Source organism: Chlamydophila parapsittaci (genome assembly GCF_006385615.1).
Taxonomy (GTDB): domain Bacteria; phylum Chlamydiota; class Chlamydiia; order Chlamydiales; family Chlamydiaceae; genus Chlamydia; species Chlamydia psittaci.
Window position 1 is genome coordinate 471,518 of record NZ_CP041038.1, and the last position, 20,898, is coordinate 492,415.

Here is a 20,898-nt window from a genome sequence, read left to right on the forward strand (position 1 = left end):
GATTAAAAAAACGCTTGCCCAACCTAGTCAAACCGTCCTAAGACAGTTATCCTTATCCTTAAAAGGAGGTGATCCAGCCCCACCTTCCGGTAGGGCTACCTTGTTACGACTTCATCCCAGTCATCAGCCTCACCTTGGGCGCCTCTCTCCTTTGCAGGTTGAGTCAACGACTTAAGGCAAAACCAACTCCCATGATGTGACGGGCGGTGTGTACAAGGCCCGGGAACGTATTCACGGCGTTATAGCTGACACGCCATTACTAGCAATTCCGACTTCATGTAGTCGAGTTGCAGACTACAATCCGAACTGGGGCCAGCTTTGAGGATTTGCTCCATCTCACGATATTGCTACCTTCTGTACTGGCCATTGTAGCACGTGTGTAGCCCTGGGCATAAGGGCCATGCTGACTTGACGTCATCCTCGCCTTCCTCCTGGTTAACCCAGGCAGTCTCGTTAGAGTTCCCACCCTAAGTGCTGGCAACTAACGATAAGGGTTGCGCTCGTTGCGGGACTTAACCCAACACCTCACGGCACGAGCTGACGACAGCCATGCAGCACCTGTGTATCTGTCCTTGCGGAAAACGACATTTCTGCCGCGGTCAAATACATGTCAAGCCCAGGTAAGGTTCTTCGCGTTGCATCGAATTAAACCACATGCTCCACTGCTTGTGCGGGCCCCCGTCAATTCTTTTGAGTTTCACCCTTGCGAGTGTACTCCTCAGGCGGCATACTTAACGCGTTAGCTACGACACGGATAGGGTTGAGACTATCCACATCAAGTATGCATCGTTTACGGCAAGGACTACCAGGGTATCTAATCCTGTTTGCTCCCCTTGCTTTCGCGCCTTAGCGTCAGGTGTAAATTAGAAAAGCGCCTTCGCCACTGGTGTTCTTCCACATATCTACGCATTTCACCGCTACACGTGGAATTCCCTTTTCTCCATCCACCCTCTAGAAAGATAGTATTAGATGCTGGCTTGGGGTTGAGCCCCAAGATTTAACATCTAACTTTCCTTTCCGCCTACACGCCCTTTACGCCCAATAAATCCGATTAACGCTAGCACCCTCCGTATTACCGCAGCTGCTGGCACGGAGTTAGCCGGTGCTTCTTTACCTGGTACGCTCAAATCGATTGGATATTAGCCAATCTCTCTTATTCCCAAGCGAAAGTGCTTTACAACCCTAGAGCCTTCATCACACACGCGGCGTCGCTTCGTCAGACTTTCGTCCATTGCGAAAGATTCTCGACTGCAGCCTTCCGTAGAAGTCTGGGCAGTGTCTCAGTCCCAGTGTTGGCGGTCAATCTCTCAATCCGCCTAGACGTCAAAGCCTTGGTAGGCCATTACCCCACCAACAAGCTGATATCCCATAGACTCTCCCTCAACCGAAAGGTCCGAAGATCCCCTTCTTTAATATGTTTTAGATGCCTAAACATACCACATTCGGTATTAGCGGTCGTTTCCAACCGTTATTCCCAAGTTGAGGACAGATTATCTATGTATTACTAACCCTTCCGCCACTAAATAATAACCGAAGTCATTATTCCGTTCGACTTGCATGCCTCATCCACGCCGCCAGCGTTCAATCTGAACCAAGATCAAATTCTCAGAAAAAATAAATTTAAAAATTAACGGATTTTTAAAATCCGAACAAGCATTTTTTTACTGGCTTGCATTCTATCTCATTTGCATTGTTAAGAAGAGAAGTTCGACGATGTCGATCTCTCATTTTGCACGCCCACATCGAAGTGTGGACTCTTTCCTCTTTCGCTTATCGCGGTGAAGAAGAAATCAATATCTTATATAAACGGCATTTATTTATGCAACATATTTTGGTGTTCTTTTTTTCTCACCGCGATTTTTCTTAATTGAATTTTAGGCTCCACAACATGCTCAGAGCCAGAAAAATACATTTCGTTTTTTTTCATTTTTTTCGTTTTTTATGTTCGAATGCTACCTGTTGCTGTGCTTACACAAGCCTATTGAAATTCTATTTACCACTAATACAATCCTGAATCCTGTTTGAACGCATTTTATTATAATTTTTTTTGATTCGAGTATGGTAGATCTTTACATCTTCATCCCTTAATTAAACGCGCTGGTTTCTTAGACGTACCTGAGCAACCTTCTCTTCTAAATATTGGGTAAAACAGTTGGAATCTCCTTCCTTAATGGAAGTATTGCGATGTTTAGAGTGAAATTTAAATTTGAGAAATGTGCATGAGGTGTTCGCGAACGGCTAAAAAGACGAAGTGCTGTTATTTCTAATATTAGGGAAGTTTCTTTGGCCTATGCGACTAGGAAACTTATGAGAAAAACCGTATCAATGAGTACAATGAACTTTAACGATTGCATTATGTTTGCATTCACAGGCTTTTTGTCTTGGATAAATATTATCGTCGAGATAATATTTCTCTTTAGCTTTCATAGCTTATGGCGAACGTAGCTCAGTTGGTTAGAGCGTCGGATTGTGGTTCCGAAGGTCGCGGGTTCAAACCCCGTCGTTCGCCCTTCTTTATCTTCTTTGTTTCTTTTGCCATTCTTGATATAACCAAGTATTAGAATAAATTCTCACTCTACTAAACACCTTGTGTCTATCATGGTAAGAGAGCGTCAGAAATCTAAATCAGTCCTATTCCCTTCGATACCTTTTGCGGTTAGGGCGAGCGCTTATCTATTTTTGGCTTGTTTTTCAGGTCTGAGTCTATGGAGTTTTCATAATACCCAGCCTTGTACACAAAACTGGATAGGATTGTTGGGCTGGTCTTTAAGTTCTTTTCTTTTGTACTGCTTTGGAGCTGCATCTTTTCTTATCCCTCCATATTTTTTATGGTTGTCTTTCCTGAACATGAGAAAAACACCGTCTAAAATCTTACATCGTAAAGCATTAGCATTTGCTGCGCTTCCTGTATGTTCTTCTGTTTTGTTATCCATGTTGTCTCCTATTCAGACATTGCCGCATGTTTTAGATACACGTCTTCCTAAGTTCGTTTTAGGAATCAATCCTCCTGTTTCCTATTTAGGAGGTATTCCTTTTTACATTCTGTATACGGGGCAATCCTTCTGCTTAAAACATTTGATAGGTTCTGTCGGGACGTGCCTAATCTTTTCATTCATACTGTGTTTTTCTATTTTTTATCTTTGTGGTGGGATAGTTTTAATTAAAAAAAAAATCCTGCAAAAATTTCTCAAAAACAAATTTCAAGCCTGCTGGAACATTTGCAAAAGCATTTTAAAAAGACTAACTAACAAACAAAATTATCTTCCTAAGCCATCGATTAAAGTTCCCTCTTCTCCTATAGTGAGAAACAGTGCAAAGAAACCACCAACTCCCATTGTCTCCTTACCTATAGAGAAACGGGATTTATTAGATGATGTACAAATACCGTCTCAAGCTTCAGAAAAAGCGACTCTTTTTTTAGCTCCACATCCTGAAAAACGCATTGTATCTCCGTTCCTCAAACCACAAAATACGGTGCAGAAAAATTCAAAGATTAATGTACTACCTCAAACCCGATCTCCATCGGTTAATAAAGTAGAAAAACTTCCTTTAAACCTATCTACATTTGGCGAGGGCAATTCTGAGTTACCTCAGTATCATCTATTAAGTAAGAGTGATAATTCTAAACCTGAATCCTTGCGTGAAGAATTACAAAAAAAGGGTGTGATCTTACAGCAAACTTTAGAAAGTTTTGGAATAGAAGCTGATATTGGCAATATTTGTTTTGGACCTACATTAGCTGCATTTGAAGTACAACCTCATACCGGTGTAAAAGTTCAAAAAATTAAGGCATTAGAAAATGACATTGCGTTGAACTTACAAGCCTCGAGTATTCGTATTATTGCTCCGATTCCTGGGAAGGCTGCTGTTGGTATTGAAATTCCTAATCCCTATCCTCAGCCAGTAAACTTCCGTGATTTATTGGAAGATTACCAAAAACAAAATCATAAATTACAGGTTCCTCTTTTACTTGGGAAAAAAGCTAATGGTGATAATTTCTGGGCAGACTTGGCCACAATGCCCCACTTGATTATTGCAGGAACCACCGGGTCTGGGAAATCTGTTTGTATCAATACAATCGTCATGTCTCTTATCATGACAACACTACCTTCCGATATCAAACTTGTGATTGTTGATCCCAAAAAAGTAGAGCTTACTGGGTATTCACAGCTTCCTCATATGTTAACTCCTGTAATTACAGAATCACGAGATGCGCATAGTGCTTTAGTTTGGCTTGTTAAAGAAATGGAACTTCGTTACGAAATTTTAAGATTCTTAGGCCTTCGTAACATTCAAGCTTTTAATTCTCGTCAACGCAATATCGAGATAGAGTCTTCTTTTGATAAAGAAATACCAGAAAAAATGCCTTTCCTTGTAGGGATCATAGACGAGCTATCTGATCTTTTACTTTCTTCTTCTCAAGATATAGAAACACCTATTATTCGCTTAGCCCAGATGGCAAGAGCCGTTGGGATTCATTTAATCCTCGCTACACAAAGGCCTTCTCGCGATGTTATTACTGGGTTAATTAAAGCGAACTTCCCTTCACGCATAGCATTTAAAGTTGCTAACAAGGTAAATAGTCAAATCATCATAGATGAACCAGGTGCTGAAAACCTGATGGGGAATGGGGATATGTTAGTCGTTTCTCCTTCTTCTTTTGGAGCTGTGCGTGCTCAAGGAGCTTACATTTGTGATGAAGATATCAACAAGGTGATTAAAGATCTGTGTTCTCGTTTCCCTACAAAATACGTTATTCCTTCATTTGATACTTATGAAGACTGCGGTGGGGATGATGTAACAGATAGAGATCCTTTATATAATCAAGCAAAAACATTAATTCTTCAAACAGGCAATGCCTCTACGACTTTCTTACAAAGAAAACTTAAAATTGGTTATGCTAGAGCGGCAAGTTTAATAGACCAGCTTGAAGACGCGCGAATTATAGGTCCTTCTGAAGGTGCCAAACCTCGTCAAATCTTAATACAAATACCTCCTCAAGAAGGATGAGTTTATGGAAGGTTTTTTCCCTTTAGCCTCAGGTTCGAAGGGGAACTGTGCCTATTTAGGAACGGAATCCTCTAAAATTCTGATAGATTTAGGTATTAGCAAGCAACTTGTGACACGTGAACTCCTATCGATGAACGTGCATCCTGAAGATATTCAGGCTATTTTTGTATCTCACGAGCATTCTGATCATATTTCTGGAATTAAAAGTTTTATAAAGACTTATAACACTCCGGTTATTTGCAATCTTGAAACGGCACGTAACCTTTGTCAATTATTAGATGTTCATCCGACGTTTAAGATTTTTTCTACAGGGACAACATTTTCTTTCCATGATTTAAAAATCCAAACATTTAATGTTCCTCATGATGCTGTAGATCCTGTAGGATTTATCTTTCATTACCGTGATGAGAAATTAGGTTTTTGTACAGACTTAGGTTGGGGAACTTCATGGATTATTCATGAACTTTACGACTGTGATTATCTACTTATAGAAGCCAACCATGATCCTGAACTTGTCCGACAATCTTCTCGCCCCGACATTTATAAAAAACGTGTTCTTAGTAAGCTTGGCCATCTATCAAATCATGAGTGTGCGGAATTATTACAAAAAGTTCTCACTCCCAAAATAAAAAAAATCTACCTTGCTCACCTCTCTAGTGAATCTAATACACCTGAACTCGCGCTATCTACGGTATCTTCTGCTATAGAAAATATTACTTCTATTGCTCCTGTCGTTGTAGAAAGTCATGAAGTGACTGATCCTATTTACTTTAGCTCTTTAATAACCGCATGAAATTAGAACATACTTCACACCAGACTCTATACATTTCTCTAGATCATAACTGGGAAAAGAGCACTTGCTATAGTATGGATAGAGCTTCGCAGTTACTGAATTTCAAATTTCTTCCCTTTCTTACTTTTGCAGATTGGAAAGTAGAAGAACAAGTCCGTAAGCTCTGTCACAAGGCTAAGAAAAAACAGTGTATATCTCCCTTAGCAAAATGGCTAGGACAGCTTCACAAGCAAGACTTAACCATGCCTCCTATGCCTCCTATAGCCATTTGTTGGATCAATTCCTATATTGGTTACGGAGTCTTTGCTCGAGAGAGGATCCCTGCGTGGACATATATTGGAGAGTATACAGGGATATTACGTCGCCGTCAGGCTATTTGGTTGGATGAGAACGACTACTGTTTTCGTTATCCCTTATCCTTATGGCTATGGCGTTATTTTACTATCGATAGTGGACATCAAGGAAATTTCACTCGTTTTATTAATCATAGTGACAAGCCTAACGTAGAGGCCATCGGGGTATTCCAGGATGGACTATTTCATGTGATTATTAGAACGATTCAAGCAATTGAAGCGGGCGAAGAGTTATGTTACCACTATGGCCCGCTATATTGGAAGCATAGGAAAAAACGTGAAGAGTTTATTCCCGAAGAAGAGTAGGTGGTTAACTCTTGTCGTATGTTCCCATGAGCTCCGCGGTATCTATAATATGACCTTCCATGACTTCAAGAAGCTGATCTTTGGTCACATTTTCCTCTGCAGGTAAAATGGTATCTAGAGCATAGCTGGAGAGATAATACCGATGCTGTCTATCTGGTGGGCAGGGTCCTTCATAGCAAGCTTTTCCTGAAGTATTCAATCCTTGAACAGCGTAAATATTTGCGCCTTCTGCTAGTTCGGTTATCATTGGAGAGAGGTTATATACTATCCAATGAATCCATAGACCATCTTCTCGTAAATTTTTGGGCACATCGGGATCTTCCATAATCAACGCAATACTTTTTGCTTCTTTAGGAACATCTTTAAATATTAGGGGTGGTGAGATCCCAGCGCCTTGACATGTATATTTTTTTGGAATTGCTTTCCCGTAATCAAATGCCGGTGAGAGTAATTGCATAATTCGTCTCCAGTTAGATATCTAGATTTTGCAAAACAGTGGGTTGAGCATCTTCCTCCAGTCTAAGTAAGGCAACTTCTCGATGTGTGGACAACACATCCTTAAACAAAGCTACCAAGGCTATAGAATTTAGAATCACCATACCCGCAAACCCTGTGTCAGAAAGGCTCCAGATCAATCGCATATCTACTATGCCTCCGAAAGGTATAACCGCGATAAACAGGATCTTTAACCAGGAATTGGCTCGTTTTCCTGGGATCATATATTCTAAACTTTTTTCTGCGCAAGCAAACCAAGTCAGGACCGTCGTATAACCAAACAAGGCCATGGCGAGAATGACAACAAGCCCTCCAATAGAACCTAAGCTTGATTTAAAGGCGTTTAACACCATCAGCGTCCCCTCTTGTCCCGAGATATACGCACCAGAAACAATAAGAACAAGTGTAGTGATAGAGCAAACTATCATAACGATGACGGGGGGTAAAAGCGTAACCAGACCATCAATCACTGGATTCTTGCTCTGAGAATCGGATTGTAGAATAGACACCATACCACTACCACAATCCGTAGCCATAATCGCACGACTCATTCCAGTTGAGATAACTTGCGTGACTGTATAGCCTCCCAAGCCTGCAACTGTTGCTTTTATTCCTAAAGAAGACGAAACGATAAGTTTTAGCGCGGGAATGATCATCGAACTATGCTGTATAAGAATAATCAGACAAGAAATGGCGTAAAAACCTGCTATAAAAGGAATCACGCGGGCTGAGAATCTTAAAATACGGCTATTTCCCCCTATGAGTACGGGGACAATTGTTAATGCAAGAAGAATTCCTACAAGAAATTTCAAAGGCACACTCTCAACACAAAGAGGGACTATGCAATTAATTTGTGCAAAATTTCCTGCAGAGAATGCTGTAATAATTGTGAATATACAAAAAAGACCGGCGAGGAATTTACTTCCCAAGCCATAGGCGAGGCATCCCGTGGGTCCACCGATAAACTTGCCGGATTGTCTACACAATTTACGATATTTGACGCCTAAAAAGGACCCTGAGTATTGAACAATGGCACCTAAAAGAGCGGCTACCCAGATCCAGACTAAAGCTCCAGGCCCTCCACAAGCAATAGCAACAGCCATGCCGGCGATATTTCCAGTACCAAAATTCCCAGCAAGAATACCAGCTACAGCTTCGTAACGAGACACTGTACCATTTTCAGTAGACAGATTTTCCTGTTTATTTTTCAACATTAGATTAAAGCCAAGCTTTAACCCAGTAAATTGCAAGCCCCGTAATTTCCATGTTAATAATCCACCAAGAAATAGAATCGTGGGGAACACACAAAAGGAAATGCAGAAATTATTTAATTGTTCTAGGAAATGTAACATTTGTCTCTCTCTTTATTGCTAATAGTGTTCTTTTAACGGAAGATCACAGCAAATTAGCTTGTAGCTTCCTCTCCTGGCTTAGGGGAAAGGAAGCTTCGTTGTAGAGAGCTTAAGAAGGTTGAGATATCACAATATCTACAAGCTCAGGCCACCTTTCCCCTTGCACTATTGAGGCAACGGTCCCGGAATCTAATCCTAAGGTGGAGGCAAAAGCAGAGATATCTTCTTCAGTAATAACACCCTGAGAAGCAGCTTGAGAAAATACGTCACTTAATTCGGACATAAACATATTCCAAATCCAATCGCGACCTTGCATTTTCTTCATACCTTCAATTAATGAAGGGTTTTCAGCTAGAAGCTTCATTAAAGCTAGAGGGTGAAGTTCTCTGATGCGGTTTAAAGCGCTCTTAATCTCACTCTGAGACATAGCTAACGATATAGAAGATTTTTCAGCAGCAGCAGAAACAACGAAAGAGATATCTCTTTTGTCTTGATCCGATAACTGATCTTCGTATTTCTTAAAGTTAGCTTGCACTTTCTGCGTATCCTTCTTAGATTGACTACGTCGAGCAAATAATCTTCGCGAACGACGGGACGGCTTCTTTTCACTTCTCGTGAGTATAACAGATTCGTTATTTATGTCCCTCGAGTTTTTTACGCGCTGCTTAGATCCATAAGGGTTCAAGCAGCAACTACTCAAACTCAAGAGCAATATCAAACCGCCAAAACTGTACTTATAGATGTATTTTTTCATTGCTTTAGTTAATTTTTAAATTAAAATTTATAACATTATATCATAAATACATTAAAATAGGCGGCTTTTAGTTATTTATTTTTTAATATTAAGATCTTTAACATCATAAGAACCTGTATTCTCTGCTCCTTCAGGGAATTGATTCTTGAGTTTCTCGGGTTGATTTGTTATTGGCCATTTTGTTATCAACATGTGGCATTTAGTTAGTGCCCTTTATTAAGGGAAATTAACAAAACAATTAGACGCCAGGGGATCTTATGTTAAAAATCCTTATAATTCGAAGCTGCGCCTGTTTAGTAGCTTGTCTTTTAAGTTTTCCTTACATGTCTGTTGGAGCTCCGGCTTCATCGGTGACGCTCCAAACAAACTTATCTTCTGGTAAAGGAAAAATAGGATCCGATTCATGGATTGAACACAAGCTGCGCCAATACCCAGAATTACTTTGGCTGACAGAGCCCTCGGCTGCGGCAAACATAGCGACGACATCGAAAACGACCTATTCCTTATCTTTATTTGATAAGAAGATCCCAGCTTTTGATATTGCTATACGTAGTTTGATTTACCTACACCTGTTAATCCAGGGTTCACGTCAATCCTATGCTCAGCTTTGTCAATTACAACCTGCAGAAAATAGTATTACCTTTAAGCAATTCCAAACTGCTCATAGGCAACTGATTTATTTCTTAAATTCTCCGAAGCATTTTGATAATACTCTAAAAATTTTGGAGACAGCCATTGTTTTAAAACATCTGGGTTGTTCTGCAAAGGCTGTAGCAAACTTTAAACCTTACTTTTCAGAGACCCGAGTTGATGCTTTTTATGCAAAAGCTTTACATGTATTACAAGCATTTCCAGAACTCTGTCCTTCGTATTCACGTCTATCTCCAGAACAAAAAGAAGTTCTTGTTGCATTACGTCGCTTAGCTGATTACGACTCTCTGTTTAACCTGACAACTGCCCCTAATCCTCAGCTTTTATCTGTAGGTAGGATAAAACGTCCGTTGGTAATTTTAGATTTATATCTATATTCTCTGGATATCTGTGGTGAGCACAATTGCTCTCAAGAATTTTACTATAACTTTGCTCCTTTATTATCTATGTTGCAGCAGCATGCAACTGTAGAAGAAGCTTTTTCTCGTTATTTCACTTACAGGGCGAATCGTTTAGGCTTTGAAGGGTCTTCTCGTAGTGATATGACTTTAGTGCGTTTAGCCACACTTATGGAACTTTCTCCTGCAGAAACTAGCGCTCTTACCTGGAGTTATAAAAATCTTCCTATTGATGAGTCAGAAACCTTGATCAATAGCTTTTACACAGTACAAGGGGAACACATTCCTCTAGAAATACGCGGTCTCCCAAATCTAATTACCGGTTTACTACAAGCAAACCATGGAACAGCAACATCAAGCCCTGAAAGCCGCTTGCGTCAGGTTTACTCGACAGCGCTATCTTTAGTCGTGAAAAGCTTGCGTGTTCAGAAGGATATGTTGAAAAAACAATTGCTTGATCAAACGACTGTTTTGGATTTCTCAGAAACGACAATTTCTTGTGGGGGTCTAGATATTTTCTCAGAAAATATTGCTGTACGTGTGCATTTGAATGGTTCAGTTAGCGTTACACTTTAAAGCGTAACGCTATGTACTTACAACTTCTTAAAAAGATCCGCCATCTCTAGAGCTGTCTTCATCCCAGATACTCCTAAGTGAGATCCTTTGATTCCCGCTCGTTGCCATGCAGAATCTACACAAGGGGCTGTGATAACAGAAAAGGTAATGGGTAGATTATATTCTACAGATAACTCACTAATTCTTGCTGACACTTGATCTGCTATGTGATCGTAATGAGTAGTTTCTCCCTTAATGAGCACTCCACAAGCGACTATAGCGTGATACTCTATGCCTGAAGTAAGGAGTTTCTTCAACGTACAAGGGATCTCAAAAGACCCTGGAACGCGTACTATGGTGAGCATATCCTCTGCTCCACCGAGCTCAAGAAAAGTCTGTGCTGCTCCAGAAACCAAAGCATCAGCTATAGGCCCGTTAAAACAGGCGCCAACGATAGCCACGCGCATATCTTTTGCCGAGGCTATCCCTTTAAATGTTTTCATATAATCCTAGAATTATCTTGTGTTCACTTCTTCTTTATAAGAAGGAAAGTCTATCCAATGTCCCATACGCTCTTTTTTTGTGCGGAGGTAACATTCATTTTCTTCAGAGATATTGATGGGAAGAGCTATTCTATCAACAATTTCTAACCCATATCCCTGAAGGCCGTAATATTTGTGGGGATTATGGGTAATCAATTTGATCTTTGTCAATCCTAGATCAACTAAAATCTGAGCCCCGATTCCATATTCTCTAGAATCTATAGGGAAGCCAATTTCTAAGTTAGCATCGACAGTATCATACCCACGATCTTGTAAAGCGTAGGCTCGAACTTTATGACCTAATCCAATACCACGTCCCTCTTGTCCGCGTAGATAAACAATAACACCTTCACCCTCTAATCCAATATATTCCATAGCAGAGCGCAATTGGTGGCCACAATCACAACGTATGGACCCCATGATATCACCAGTAAGGCATTCAGAATGTACTCGCACAAGTACATTCTCCTTCCCTTGCACATCACCTTTCACCAAAGCAATATGTTGGATGCCATCAAGCACGGACTCGTAAACATGAATATTAAAATCCCCATATTCTGTAGGAAGACGAGCTGAAGAAATAGGAACCACGAGCCTTTCGGATAACATTCGGTAGGCTACCAAATCAGACGTAGATATGACCGAGATTTTATGCTTCATAGCAAATTCTACAATTTGCGGAAGACGCATCATCGTGTGGTCTTCATTGACAAGCTCCGAAAGGATCCCACAAGCCTGCATATTGGCTAAACGCATGAGATCTAAAGCAGCTTCTGTATGACCGGCTCGTTTTAATACGCCTCCCGGCGTCGCCATTAAAGGAAAGAAATGCCCCGGACGAACAAAATCCTCAGGAACACTATTAGGGTCAGATAGCAGTTCAACTACTCTTGTTCTATCTGCTGCAGACACGCCTGTAGTTACGCCTTTAGCAGCATCTACCGAAACTGTAAATGCCGTACGGTAGCGACAACGGTTATCTTTAACCATAGGGGGGAGGTCTAATTGTTTTACTCTCTCAGAATCTAAAGCAGCACAGATAATTCCCGTCGTATATTTAAGGAGAAAAGTCATTTTTTCAACGGTCATTTTCTCGCCCGCTATGATAAGATCTCCCTCATTCTCCCTTGAAGTCTCATCAACAACAATAACAAATTTACCCTCAGCGATATCTGCAATAGCTTTTTCTACAGGGACAAAACAAGAGGCACGAGCATCATTATTGAATTTTATCACCAACGTTCCTCCAAATTACAGACACCTACTCTCTAGGAATGCTAATGGAAATCCCTATTCACTGCAATCTCTTCCCCGTTTTCTCTATACGATGACTTCCCAAGAAGTTTTTAAAGAATTTCCTAGAATTTCAGAAAATGTAGGCACAATTTTTTGAGAAGAATGCAGGTATAAACCTAGATCCCCAAAAATAGGTTTGCGTTGATCTCCTAAAATTTTAGGTCCTAAGTAAAGGACAAGAGCATTTGCTAAACGTTCTTTCAAAAACGAAGTATGTAAAACTGCCCCGCCTTCAACAAGAACTTGCAAGGTATGTGTAGTAGATAAATATGTCATTAATTCATGTAAATTTACTTTAGAATCTTTAGATTCTGTAACTAGGAGATCCACGCCCAGGTCTTCTATTTTTTTTCTATGATCTTTTGAAGACTGTGCGGTCGTGACATAGAGGGATTTCCCGGTACTATGAAAGATATTTGCCTCTGGGGGGATCACACCTTTACTATCCACAACCACGCGCAAAGGTTGACAAGGATAGAGTTCACCGGAAGGTTTTCTAGCTGTTAACAAGGGGTTATCTTTTAAAACAGTTTTAGAACCTACAATAATAGCTTGAGAACAGGCTCGGAGTTTCCCAACATCAGCGCGGGCTTCGGGGCAGGTAATCCATTGTGATTGTCCGTCTTTATCTGCAACTTGACCATCTAAAGTCGCAGCACTTTTAATTACCACCCAAGGTTTCCCATGTGTACGTTGGTATAGATAAGACTTTAAAGAGCGCTCTGCTTCTTCTTTTCCTAAACCTTCATAAACACAAATACCCGCTTTTCTTAAACTCGCTATTCCCCTACCTGAGACACGAGAATCGGGATCTAATAAGGCAACATAAACTGCAGCAACTTTATATTTGATTAATAAGTTCACGCAAGGAGGAGTGTTCCCATAGTGGCAGCACGGTTCAAGAGTTACATAGACTTCGCTACCCTCAATGGATTCTGAAGCAGAGCGTATTGCTTTTTCTTCCGCATGAGGCTGACCTGCTTTCTCATGATATCCCTCTCCTATTATCCGACCATTTTTTACGATCACACAACCCACCCAGGGATTCGGTTGTGAAGAAAATGCTCCCTTTTCTCCTAATTCTATAGCTCTTCGCATAAAAAATAGTTGTTGCTCAGAAAAATCTTCCATATACTTTGTCTTTGTGAGAAAAAGGTAATTAAAGAGACATAAGGATGTTGGATATAAAATTAATACGCAAGGCACCTGAAGAATGTGAAGCCCGTCTTCGTAAGAAAGATCCTCTTATTTCTCTTCAGCCTATTCTTGATTTAGATAAAGAAGTCCGCAATCTCAAGACACAAACAGAAGCATTACAATCTCAAAGAAAACTTTTGTCAAATCAGATCCATAAAGCTAAAGCTCAAGGAGAGGATGCGTCTTCTCTGATCGATAGCGTGGAAAAAATTGCTCAAGACCTAGCCAATCTTGAACCCTTACTTGAGCAAAAGGAATCGACTTTACAAGACTTACTCGTACGTCTTCCGAACTATCCTGATGAAGATGTCCCTGTATGCCCTGACAAAACGGGGAATCAGGTAATTAAACAAGTAGGTTCATTACCTACATTCTCTTTTACTCCTAAACATCACGTAGAGCTCAACCAAAAATTACAAATTTTAGATTTTAAACTTCCTGCGAAAACTTCGGGATCAGGTTGGCCTGCATATAAAAACCAAGGAGTATGTTTAGAATGGGCCTTGTTAACCTATTTATTGAATAAGCAAAGAGAACACGGGTTTCAGTTATGGTTACCTCCTCTTCTCGTAAAACATGACATCCTTTTTGGCTCAGGACAAATTCCTAAATTCGATGGTCAGTATTACCGGGTAGAAGATGGAGATCAATCTCTATATCTTATTCCTACAGCAGAGGTTGTTCTTAACGGCTTCCATTCTCAAGAAATTTTTAGTGAGAAGGACCTCCCCATATACTATGCGGCATTTACGCCATGTTTTCGTAGAGAGGCGGGTGCTGCAGGAGCGCATGAACGAGGACTCGTTCGTGTACACCAATTCCATAAAGTGGAGATGTTTGCCTTTACTACCCCAGATCAAGCAGATCAGGCATATGACAAAATGCTCTCTGTTGTTGAAGATATTCTTACAGAATTAAAACTCCCCTATCGGCTATCTTTGCTCTCCACAGGAGACATGTCTTTCACAGCATCAAAAACTATAGATGCTGAGGTTTGGCTACCTGGGCAACAGTCTTACTATGAAGTTTCTTCTATTTCGCAATGTACTGATTTCCAATCCCGTCGTTCAGAAACGCGTTATAAGGATAACCACGGAAAAATGCACTTTGTCCACACCCTTAATGGTTCTGGTTTAGCGACACCACGTTTATTCGTGGCTATTTTAGAAAATAACCAACAAGAAGACGGTTCTGTGATTATTCCTGAAGTTTTACGCCCCTACTTAGGGAATCAAGAAATCTTATTACCACAAGAGTAGAATCTATATTGCAAACATGAAAAAAACCTAAGGCAATCTAAACCGTATACCGGATGGATAAAGTCAATGAATACCGATTATGCTCACTTCAAAAATGCAACCCCTGAAGAACACATCAAAATTGTTAGAGATCAGCATGGAGTCTGCCTTGGCGAACCTCATAGAACAATAAAAGGTTTTTTCTATCACCTAGCAAGTGATGCTCTATCCACAGGAGTCTTTTTATTTTTCATTAGAACTCTGGCGTTCCTTCTTCCTATTTCTCAAGCGACACAAGCCGAGATTCTGTTTTCGTTAGGACTAGGATGGATTTTTTATCGTGGATGTTTGAAAGCAAAAAAAGCCTGGTCTTACATGGAGCTTTCTCATCGGTTTATGTTACAAGAAAAAGAAGAAATCGAAAACCATCCCGAACAAGAACGCCTAGAGTTAAGTGTGATCTTTAAAAATCAAGGATTTAAGTCTCCTCTCCTTGAAGAAATGGTAGATTATGTTTGCTCGGACTCTACTCTTCTTCTTGATACGATGATTCGCGAAGAGCTTCACATCTCTATGGAGAATTTCCCTCATCCTTTAAAACAGGGCGGGACACGTATGCTAGGAGGCCTTCTAGGCATAATTCTCTTCCTACCCTTAATTCTCTGTTCTAGTTATACAGTAGCCGCCGTACTATCTGGCATCCTCATTACAGCACTCTCTGCTACTAAAGCAAAAATATTAGGTAATCATATGATTACAGAAGTTGTATGGGTTTTAGGTATTTTCATTACCTCGATAAGTATTGTTTGCACTTGTGTAAAATTTTTATAGATCCTAGGTATCATAATGTTTTCACAACTATTCTCTTCTCCATTTTCACCAGAAAATCTAAATAATTTTTTTGAGTCGGGGATGACCGAGGACAATAGTCCGATGTTATCTAAAAAGAGCCGGTTACTTAGTCGTAATTTATCTTTAAAATCGGCGTGTGTTTCCTTAGGAACGTATTTATGTGCATTAGTGTTCTATTGGTTTCACGTTATAGACATTTCCAATTTGTTTGTCGTTTTTACCTTCTTTCTTGCAGGAACTCCAGCGTTAATAAAGTCTTTAGATGATATTCGTAATAAGACGGTAAATATTGACATCTTAATGACGTCAGCAGCTTTCGGATCTATTTTCATTGGTGGAGCTTTAGAAGGATCTTTACTTCTTGTTTTATTTGCTATTTCTGAAGCTTTAGGGCAAATGGTATCCGGGAAAGCAAAGGGAACATTAGCATCTTTGAAACATCTAGCTCCTACAATAGCTTGGGTAGTTCGGGAAGATGGGAACTTAGAGAAAATTCCGGTAAATCATGTAGAAGTTGGGAAAATCATTCGAGTGAAAAGTGGCGAGATTGTTCCTTTAGATGGAGAAATCATTCACGGATCTTCCTCGATCAATCTTATGCATCTTACTGGGGAAAAAATCCCTAAATCTTGTCAGGTCGGCTCTATAGTTCCTGCGGGGGCACATAATCTCGAGGGAAGTTTTGATCTTAAGGTTTTGAAAACGGGTGCGGACTCAACCATTTCTCATATTATCAATTTAGTTATTCAAGCGCAGAAATCGAAACCACGTTTACAACAACGTCTAGACAAGTATTCTTCGGTGTATGCGTTGACAATTTTTGCTATCTCTACCTCTATAGCTGTTTTAGTCCCTTTATTTACCTCGATTCCTTTCTTAGGGCCTAATAGTGCGTTTTATCGTGCTTTAGCGTTTCTCATAGCGGCATCTCCCTGCGCATTAATTATCGCTATTCCTATTGCCTATCTCAGTGCTGTAAATGCTTGTGCAAAACATGGTGTTCTTCTTAAAGGTGGTGTCGTTTTAGACCGTTTAGCTTCCTGTAATTCTATTGTTATGGATAAAACAGGGACGCTCACAACGGGAGAACTTACCTGCATAGGTTGTGATACTTTCGGTGAGGAAAATCCTGATTTCTTCCCTTCTATTTTAGCTTTAGAACAATCTTCCATGCATCCTATAGCTCAAGCGATTGTTTCCTATCTCATAAAAAATAATGTTTCCTCACGTCCTGCAGAAGAATACTGTATGATTCCAGGACAAGGTGTACGGGGACTTTTTGCAGGTAAGGAAGCATTCGTAGGGAGAGTCGATACCGCATTACAAAAAATTCCCCAAGATTACGTTCAAGAATTAGAAGAGCGTATACACACTGCACGACAACGCGGAGAAATATGCTCTCTTGCTTATTTGCAAGGTTGTTATGCTCTCTTTTATTTTAAAGACACACCACGTCCTGATGCCGGGAAAATTGTCAAGGAGCTTCGAGACGAAGGGTATACTATTAGCATGTTGACAGGAGACCATCAAATTAGTGCAGAAAATACTGCTAAGATTTTGGGGATCTCTGAAGTATTTGCAGATTTATCTCCCGATGACAAATTAGAAAAAGTACGTGAACTTGCGAAGCAACGTCATATTCTCATGGTTGGGGATGGGATCAATGACGCTCCTGCTCTTGCACAAGCAACAGTAGGTGTCGCTATGGGAGAAGCAGGAAGTGCGACCGCCATAGAAGCTGCTGATATAGTTCTCCTTCATGATGCGATTTCCCTACTACCATGGATTATCAGGAAATCTAAGCAAACACGAAGGATCGTTACCCAAAACTTGGGATTAGCCCTGGCTATTATTCTTCTTGTTTCTTGGCCAGCATCTTTGGGGATCATTCCCTTATGGTTAGCAGTGATTCTCCATGAGGGGAGCACCATTGTTGTAGGGCTTAATGCTTTGCGCTTGCTGAAATAGTTCTTAGTATTTTGAGAATCTACGGCTATAGATACTCTGTAGAATACCCAGTGAAGCCATAGTCGAAATTACTGAAGATCCTCCGTAGGAAACTAACACGAGAGGAACTCCAGTAATGGGCATTAACCCGCACATCATGCTAATATTAATTAAAACGTGCATAGAAATATGTACAGTGATCCCTGCTGCTAATAATCTACCAAAACTATCGACAGCCACAGCAACTGTTCGGCAACCGAAACAAATCAAACAATAAAACATCCATAAGGCAAAGAAAAGGCCGATCAACCCGAACTCTTCTCCTAAAGCAGAAAACACGGAATCTGTATATCCATAAGGCAACCATCCCCTCCCGGCAAATTCTCCAGATTTCCATCCGCGTCCCTTAACACCTCCTAATCCAATAGAAATTAAAGATGCACGTTGATGGTGATTTGAAGGGCTTAATCTTTCATATTGGTATTCCTTGATAACCTTGAGTGCATAAGGTTTTACCTTTTCATGAGAAATTATCCCTGAGAAAATCAACAAGGAACAAAGCATACCCGCGCCAGCAATGATAGTGCTAATTTTTACAAATAAGGGGTGGATATTTCCTAGATAAAAAATAGCCAAAGCAACGGGGCATAAAACTAAAGCTGTTCCTAGATCTGGTTCCTTCAGAATCAGTACAAAAGGGATTCCCACAATGATACAAGCCAGTAAAGCTGTGGTCTTCGAAGAAATGACAGATTTACGTATATCTAATGTGTAGCTAAGCATGATGACAACAATCAGCTTAGCATATTCAGAAGGTTGAACACTTAAACCAATCACAGGGATTTTGTACCATCTGTGGACATTTTGTACCGCAGGAACAAAAAATAAACCTATCAGGCTCAAAAGCATGAGAATATAGAGACACCATGCCCAATTTCTTAGTTTATGGTAATCCAGGTACATGCATAAGAAAAAGGCTACCCATCCTAAAGCAAAATGGCGTATCTGCATGATACTTTTATTTGTTAGCAATCCTTTTGACGAGGTTACAAGTATCGTAGATGGATCCATAGAGGAAATCACTACCACACTGATCATCATTAATACAATGATGACCACAAACACCCAAGAATTGACATAGCTGAAATATCTAGTGTTTCTCATAATGCTCTTTATAGCTTAAGAGTGGGATACTTCCAATGAAAGTTATTTATTATGAAATTGCAGAAACTCCATCTACAAATGTAACAGCAAAACAATTCATGCATGTGTGGAATCCTTTTGCTCTTACTGTTGTTTCCACCAAAAAACAAACCGATGGAAAGGGGAAATTTAATAGGTCTTGGGTATCTTCAGATAAAGACCTCGCCCTATCACTGTGCTTTTTCATTACTGAACTTGATATTGATGCGAGCTTATTATTTCGTTTAGGGACAGAAGCAGTACTCGAAGTCATTCAGGATTTAGGCATCACAAACGGAACCATAAAATGGCCTAATGATGTTTTGGTAAATGGTGAAAAGCTCTGTGGTGTTCTTAGTGAAACTCTACCATCCCAAGGTTACTTAGGCATTATTTTAGGGATAGGGATCAATGGTAATAGTTCCAAGGAAGACCTCGCCTCTATAGAGCAACCGGCCACCTCTCTCTCTCTACTTCTAAAGCATACTATAGACCTTGAAGAGATCCGAAATATGCTTGTCGAACGTGTTCAGAAGCGTATCATGCAAAGATTCCCAAAGATCCTAGCGAGAGAAATGAATCACGGGTAAATCTAAAAAACGAAATACTCTCGAAGCTACCCATAATGAAGGTCGCGATCTTTGTTTCAAATATTTCTCCACAGCTTGTTCATAAGCAGCTGTCTCAAAAGCAAATAAATTATCTCTAGCCCAGAAATCTTCTATAAATTGGACTGCTGTTTCTTGTTGGTGATGCTCACCTAGAGTTTCTAAAATCTCATGAACAATCTGAGGTAAGGTTTCTTCCATCTCTTGAAAAGCAAAAAGAATATCGTAGCCGTATTTTAAAAAATCTCTCCAGGGAACCCGGTGATGACTCAATAAAAACTCTGTTTCCTGAGATAACCGCGATATTTTGATATTACCTAAAGAAGCTAGTGAGAGGAGAGCTTGACGCTTGGCAATGGCGTGAGAAAGCAAACACTCCCAAGAAATCATAATATTCTTCACAAGATAGTATAACTGACAATAGGCTCCAAGAAAAGCACCCAAGAGCACGCTAAAAATCACTACAAAGACGAATCCTATCATAGGTTATATATCGCTGACACATGATAAAAAAGCAACTGAGCTCTACATGTAGGTAAGAATCTCAGCATCAGTAAGCTCGCGATATTCCCCGTAACGCAGACCACCGAGAACAAAACTCCCGATACGAATACGAGAAAGCTCTAAAATCGACAACCCTGCAGCCTCAGCAAATAAACGGATTTCGTGTTTTTTCCCTTCATTTACAATAATCTTAAGAGTTCCTCGACGGATTTTCTCTACAGAAACAGGTCTGACTCTCTTGCCATCTATGACCGTACCTTCCATAAGATCCTCAAGATTTTTTGCAGTAACATCACGACTGACTTTAAGCAAATACTCTTTTGTAATGCCAAAAGAAGGGTGAATGATCTTATTAGAAAATTCCCCATCATTCGTGACTAAAATCAACCCCGAGGTCTCCTTGTCTAACCTACCAACAGTAAATACTCGATAAGGAAGGTGGGAAAATAAATCGATAACTAACTTATCACCTGGAAACTTTCTCTCTGAAGAACACAAATATCCCAAGGGCTTATGTACCATAAAATAGACCTTCTTGGTCATGCCTACTCGACGACCATCGACCTTCACTGTATCCGTCTCTTCATCCACTAATACGAAAGGGCCTGGCGCTACCCGACCATTTACAGTTACATGTCCTGAAAAAATGATCTCATCGCACTTTCTCCGCGATGCAACACCTGAAGAAGCTAAAAACTTATTAAGACGAACTTTTCCCATAATATTCTCCATTCGAGACATATATTGTGCCGAAGAATAGCAATAGAGGTCTACCATTCTTTATTATAAAAAAATATTGTCTGGAAAAAATCTTTCTTCTAGACAAAAGTTTTTTTGTTCCTATGCTAGTTTTCTTAATCTCATT

17 protein-coding genes, 1 tRNA gene and 1 rRNA gene are annotated in these 20,898 nt (G+C 40.2%); 9 read left to right on the forward strand and 10 right to left on the reverse strand.

The features are described 5' to 3' along the window. Positions 1 to 61: 61 nt before the first annotated feature. Positions 62 to 1,613 (reverse strand): 16S ribosomal RNA (locus tag FI836_RS02030). Between the two features lie 822 nt (positions 1,614 to 2,435). Here FI836_RS02030 and FI836_RS02035 point away from each other — a divergent pair. The 4 genes from FI836_RS02035 to FI836_RS02050 all read left to right on the forward strand — a co-directional run bounded on the left by FI836_RS02035 (position 2,436) and on the right by FI836_RS02050 (position 6,462). Next, positions 2,436 to 2,509: transfer RNA gene (locus tag FI836_RS02035), tRNA-His, on the forward strand. Positions 2,510 to 2,598: 89 nt separating this feature from the next. Beyond that, positions 2,599 to 5,010: an FtsK/SpoIIIE family DNA translocase gene (locus tag FI836_RS02040; RefSeq protein WP_014518435.1), complete on the forward strand. Its 2,412-nt coding sequence runs from the start codon at positions 2,599 to 2,601 to the stop codon at positions 5,008 to 5,010. 4 nt (positions 5,011 to 5,014) lie between these two features. Beyond that, positions 5,015 to 5,803, forward strand: a complete 789-nt coding sequence (locus FI836_RS02045; protein WP_006343545.1) for an MBL fold metallo-hydrolase — start codon at positions 5,015 to 5,017, stop codon at positions 5,801 to 5,803. Beyond that, complete coding sequence (locus FI836_RS02050; protein WP_013462747.1) at positions 5,800 to 6,462, forward strand: SET domain-containing protein; 663 nt, start codon at positions 5,800 to 5,802, stop codon at positions 6,460 to 6,462. Before FI836_RS02045 ends, FI836_RS02050 begins: the two co-directional genes overlap by 4 nt. A 4-nt stretch (positions 6,463 to 6,466) precedes the next feature. On the opposite strand, the gene FI836_RS02055 is transcribed toward FI836_RS02050, so the two are convergent. The 3 genes from FI836_RS02055 to FI836_RS02065 all read right to left on the reverse strand — a co-directional run bounded on the left by FI836_RS02055 (position 6,467) and on the right by FI836_RS02065 (position 9,063). After that, positions 6,467 to 6,919, reverse strand: coding sequence for a YbhB/YbcL family Raf kinase inhibitor-like protein (locus FI836_RS02055; protein WP_006343547.1), 453 nt, complete (start codon positions 6,917 to 6,919; stop codon positions 6,467 to 6,469). Between the two features lie 13 nt (positions 6,920 to 6,932). Beyond that, positions 6,933 to 8,309, reverse strand: coding sequence for an alanine/glycine:cation symporter family protein (locus FI836_RS02060; RefSeq protein WP_014944029.1), 1,377 nt, complete (start codon positions 8,307 to 8,309; stop codon positions 6,933 to 6,935). 109 nt (positions 8,310 to 8,418) lie between these two features. After that, positions 8,419 to 9,063, reverse strand: a complete 645-nt coding sequence (locus FI836_RS02065) for a hypothetical protein (RefSeq protein ID WP_015065814.1) — start codon at positions 9,061 to 9,063, stop codon at positions 8,419 to 8,421. Positions 9,064 to 9,320: 257 nt separating this feature from the next. On the opposite strand from FI836_RS02065, the gene FI836_RS02070 reads away from it, so the two are divergent. Continuing rightward, entirely contained in the window at positions 9,321 to 10,688 is a 1,368-nt protein-coding gene (locus tag FI836_RS02070) for a hypothetical protein (RefSeq protein WP_014944617.1), read from the forward strand. Positions 10,689 to 10,705: 17 nt separating this feature from the next. Here FI836_RS02070 and ribH read toward each other — a convergent pair whose 3' ends face one another. The 3 genes from ribH to ribD form a co-directional block, all read right to left on the reverse strand. After that, on the reverse strand, positions 10,706 to 11,170 hold the full coding sequence (ribH, locus tag FI836_RS02075; RefSeq protein ID WP_006343552.1) for a 6,7-dimethyl-8-ribityllumazine synthase: 465 nt from the start codon (positions 11,168 to 11,170) through the stop codon (positions 10,706 to 10,708). A 12-nt stretch (positions 11,171 to 11,182) separates the two neighbouring features. Next, positions 11,183 to 12,445 (reverse strand): bifunctional 3,4-dihydroxy-2-butanone-4-phosphate synthase/GTP cyclohydrolase II, encoded by a 1,263-nt coding sequence (locus FI836_RS02080; RefSeq protein WP_006343553.1) that lies wholly within the window; start codon positions 12,443 to 12,445, stop codon positions 11,183 to 11,185. Positions 12,446 to 12,529: 84 nt separating this feature from the next. Further along, the gene (gene ribD / locus FI836_RS02085; RefSeq protein WP_014944032.1) at positions 12,530 to 13,636 is read right to left on the reverse strand and encodes a bifunctional diaminohydroxyphosphoribosylaminopyrimidine deaminase/5-amino-6-(5-phosphoribosylamino)uracil reductase RibD; all 1,107 of its coding nucleotides are present in this window, start codon (positions 13,634 to 13,636) and stop codon (positions 12,530 to 12,532) included. Positions 13,637 to 13,680: 44 nt separating this feature from the next. Between ribD and serS the strand changes: the two genes are divergently transcribed. From serS to FI836_RS02100, 3 genes are all read left to right on the forward strand, one after another. Continuing rightward, the gene (serS, locus tag FI836_RS02090) at positions 13,681 to 14,961 is read left to right on the forward strand and encodes a serine--tRNA ligase (protein ID WP_014944033.1); all 1,281 of its coding nucleotides are present in this window, start codon (positions 13,681 to 13,683) and stop codon (positions 14,959 to 14,961) included. A 66-nt stretch (positions 14,962 to 15,027) separates the two neighbouring features. Further along, positions 15,028 to 15,771 carry a VIT1/CCC1 transporter family protein gene (locus tag FI836_RS02095; protein WP_006343556.1) on the forward strand — a complete coding sequence of 248 codons (744 nt, stop codon included), beginning with the start codon at positions 15,028 to 15,030 and terminating at the stop codon, positions 15,769 to 15,771. 15 nt (positions 15,772 to 15,786) lie between these two features. Then, positions 15,787 to 17,760, forward strand: coding sequence for a cation-translocating P-type ATPase (locus tag FI836_RS02100; protein ID WP_006343557.1), 1,974 nt, complete (start codon positions 15,787 to 15,789; stop codon positions 17,758 to 17,760). 3 nt (positions 17,761 to 17,763) lie between these two features. Here FI836_RS02100 and FI836_RS02105 read toward each other — a convergent pair whose 3' ends face one another. Then, entirely contained in the window at positions 17,764 to 18,903 is a 1,140-nt protein-coding gene (locus FI836_RS02105) for an FtsW/RodA/SpoVE family cell cycle protein (RefSeq protein WP_006343558.1), read from the reverse strand. 35 nt (positions 18,904 to 18,938) lie between these two features. On the opposite strand from FI836_RS02105, the gene FI836_RS02110 reads away from it, so the two are divergent. Continuing rightward, complete coding sequence (locus tag FI836_RS02110; protein ID WP_006343559.1) at positions 18,939 to 19,511, forward strand: biotin--[acetyl-CoA-carboxylase] ligase; 573 nt, start codon at positions 18,939 to 18,941, stop codon at positions 19,509 to 19,511. Here the strand turns inward: FI836_RS02110 and FI836_RS02115 are convergent. Together FI836_RS02115 and FI836_RS02120 are read right to left on the reverse strand one after the other, a co-directional pair. After that, complete coding sequence (locus tag FI836_RS02115; protein WP_006343560.1) at positions 19,485 to 20,012, reverse strand: hypothetical protein; 528 nt, start codon at positions 20,010 to 20,012, stop codon at positions 19,485 to 19,487. The genes FI836_RS02110 and FI836_RS02115 overlap by 27 nt on opposite strands. Positions 20,013 to 20,054: 42 nt before the next feature. Further along, positions 20,055 to 20,753: a pseudouridine synthase gene (locus tag FI836_RS02120; RefSeq protein ID WP_006343561.1), complete on the reverse strand. Its 699-nt coding sequence runs from the start codon at positions 20,751 to 20,753 to the stop codon at positions 20,055 to 20,057. Between the last annotated feature and the right edge of the window lie 145 nt (positions 20,754 to 20,898).

Bases quoted from the DNA above. Each gene is read 5' to 3' on its own strand.
- FI836_RS02040 (WP_014518435.1), top strand. From the start codon at position 2,599: ATGGTAAGAGAGCGTCAGAAATCTAAATCAGTCCTATTCCCTTCGATA.
- FI836_RS02045 (WP_006343545.1), top strand. From the start codon at position 5,015: ATGGAAGGTTTTTTCCCTTTAGCCTCAGGTTCGAAGGGGAACTGTGCC.
- FI836_RS02050 (WP_013462747.1), top strand. From the start codon at position 5,800: ATGAAATTAGAACATACTTCACACCAGACTCTATACATTTCTCTAGAT.
- FI836_RS02055 (WP_006343547.1), bottom strand. From the start codon at position 6,919: ATGCAATTACTCTCACCGGCATTTGATTACGGGAAAGCAATTCCAAAA.
- FI836_RS02060 (WP_014944029.1), bottom strand. From the start codon at position 8,309: ATGTTACATTTCCTAGAACAATTAAATAATTTCTGCATTTCCTTTTGT.
- FI836_RS02065 (WP_015065814.1), bottom strand. From the start codon at position 9,063: ATGAAAAAATACATCTATAAGTACAGTTTTGGCGGTTTGATATTGCTC.
- FI836_RS02070 (WP_014944617.1), top strand. From the start codon at position 9,321: ATGTTAAAAATCCTTATAATTCGAAGCTGCGCCTGTTTAGTAGCTTGT.
- ribH (WP_006343552.1), bottom strand. From the start codon at position 11,170: ATGAAAACATTTAAAGGGATAGCCTCGGCAAAAGATATGCGCGTGGCT.
- ribD (WP_014944032.1), bottom strand. From the start codon at position 13,636: ATGGAAGATTTTTCTGAGCAACAACTATTTTTTATGCGAAGAGCTATA.
- serS (WP_014944033.1), top strand. From the start codon at position 13,681: ATGTTGGATATAAAATTAATACGCAAGGCACCTGAAGAATGTGAAGCC.
- FI836_RS02095 (WP_006343556.1), top strand. From the start codon at position 15,028: ATGAATACCGATTATGCTCACTTCAAAAATGCAACCCCTGAAGAACAC.
- FI836_RS02100 (WP_006343557.1), top strand. From the start codon at position 15,787: ATGTTTTCACAACTATTCTCTTCTCCATTTTCACCAGAAAATCTAAAT.
- FI836_RS02105 (WP_006343558.1), bottom strand. From the start codon at position 18,903: ATGAGAAACACTAGATATTTCAGCTATGTCAATTCTTGGGTGTTTGTG.
- FI836_RS02110 (WP_006343559.1), top strand. From the start codon at position 18,939: ATGAAAGTTATTTATTATGAAATTGCAGAAACTCCATCTACAAATGTA.
- FI836_RS02115 (WP_006343560.1), bottom strand. From the start codon at position 20,012: ATGATAGGATTCGTCTTTGTAGTGATTTTTAGCGTGCTCTTGGGTGCT.
- FI836_RS02120 (WP_006343561.1), bottom strand. From the start codon at position 20,753: ATGGGAAAAGTTCGTCTTAATAAGTTTTTAGCTTCTTCAGGTGTTGCA.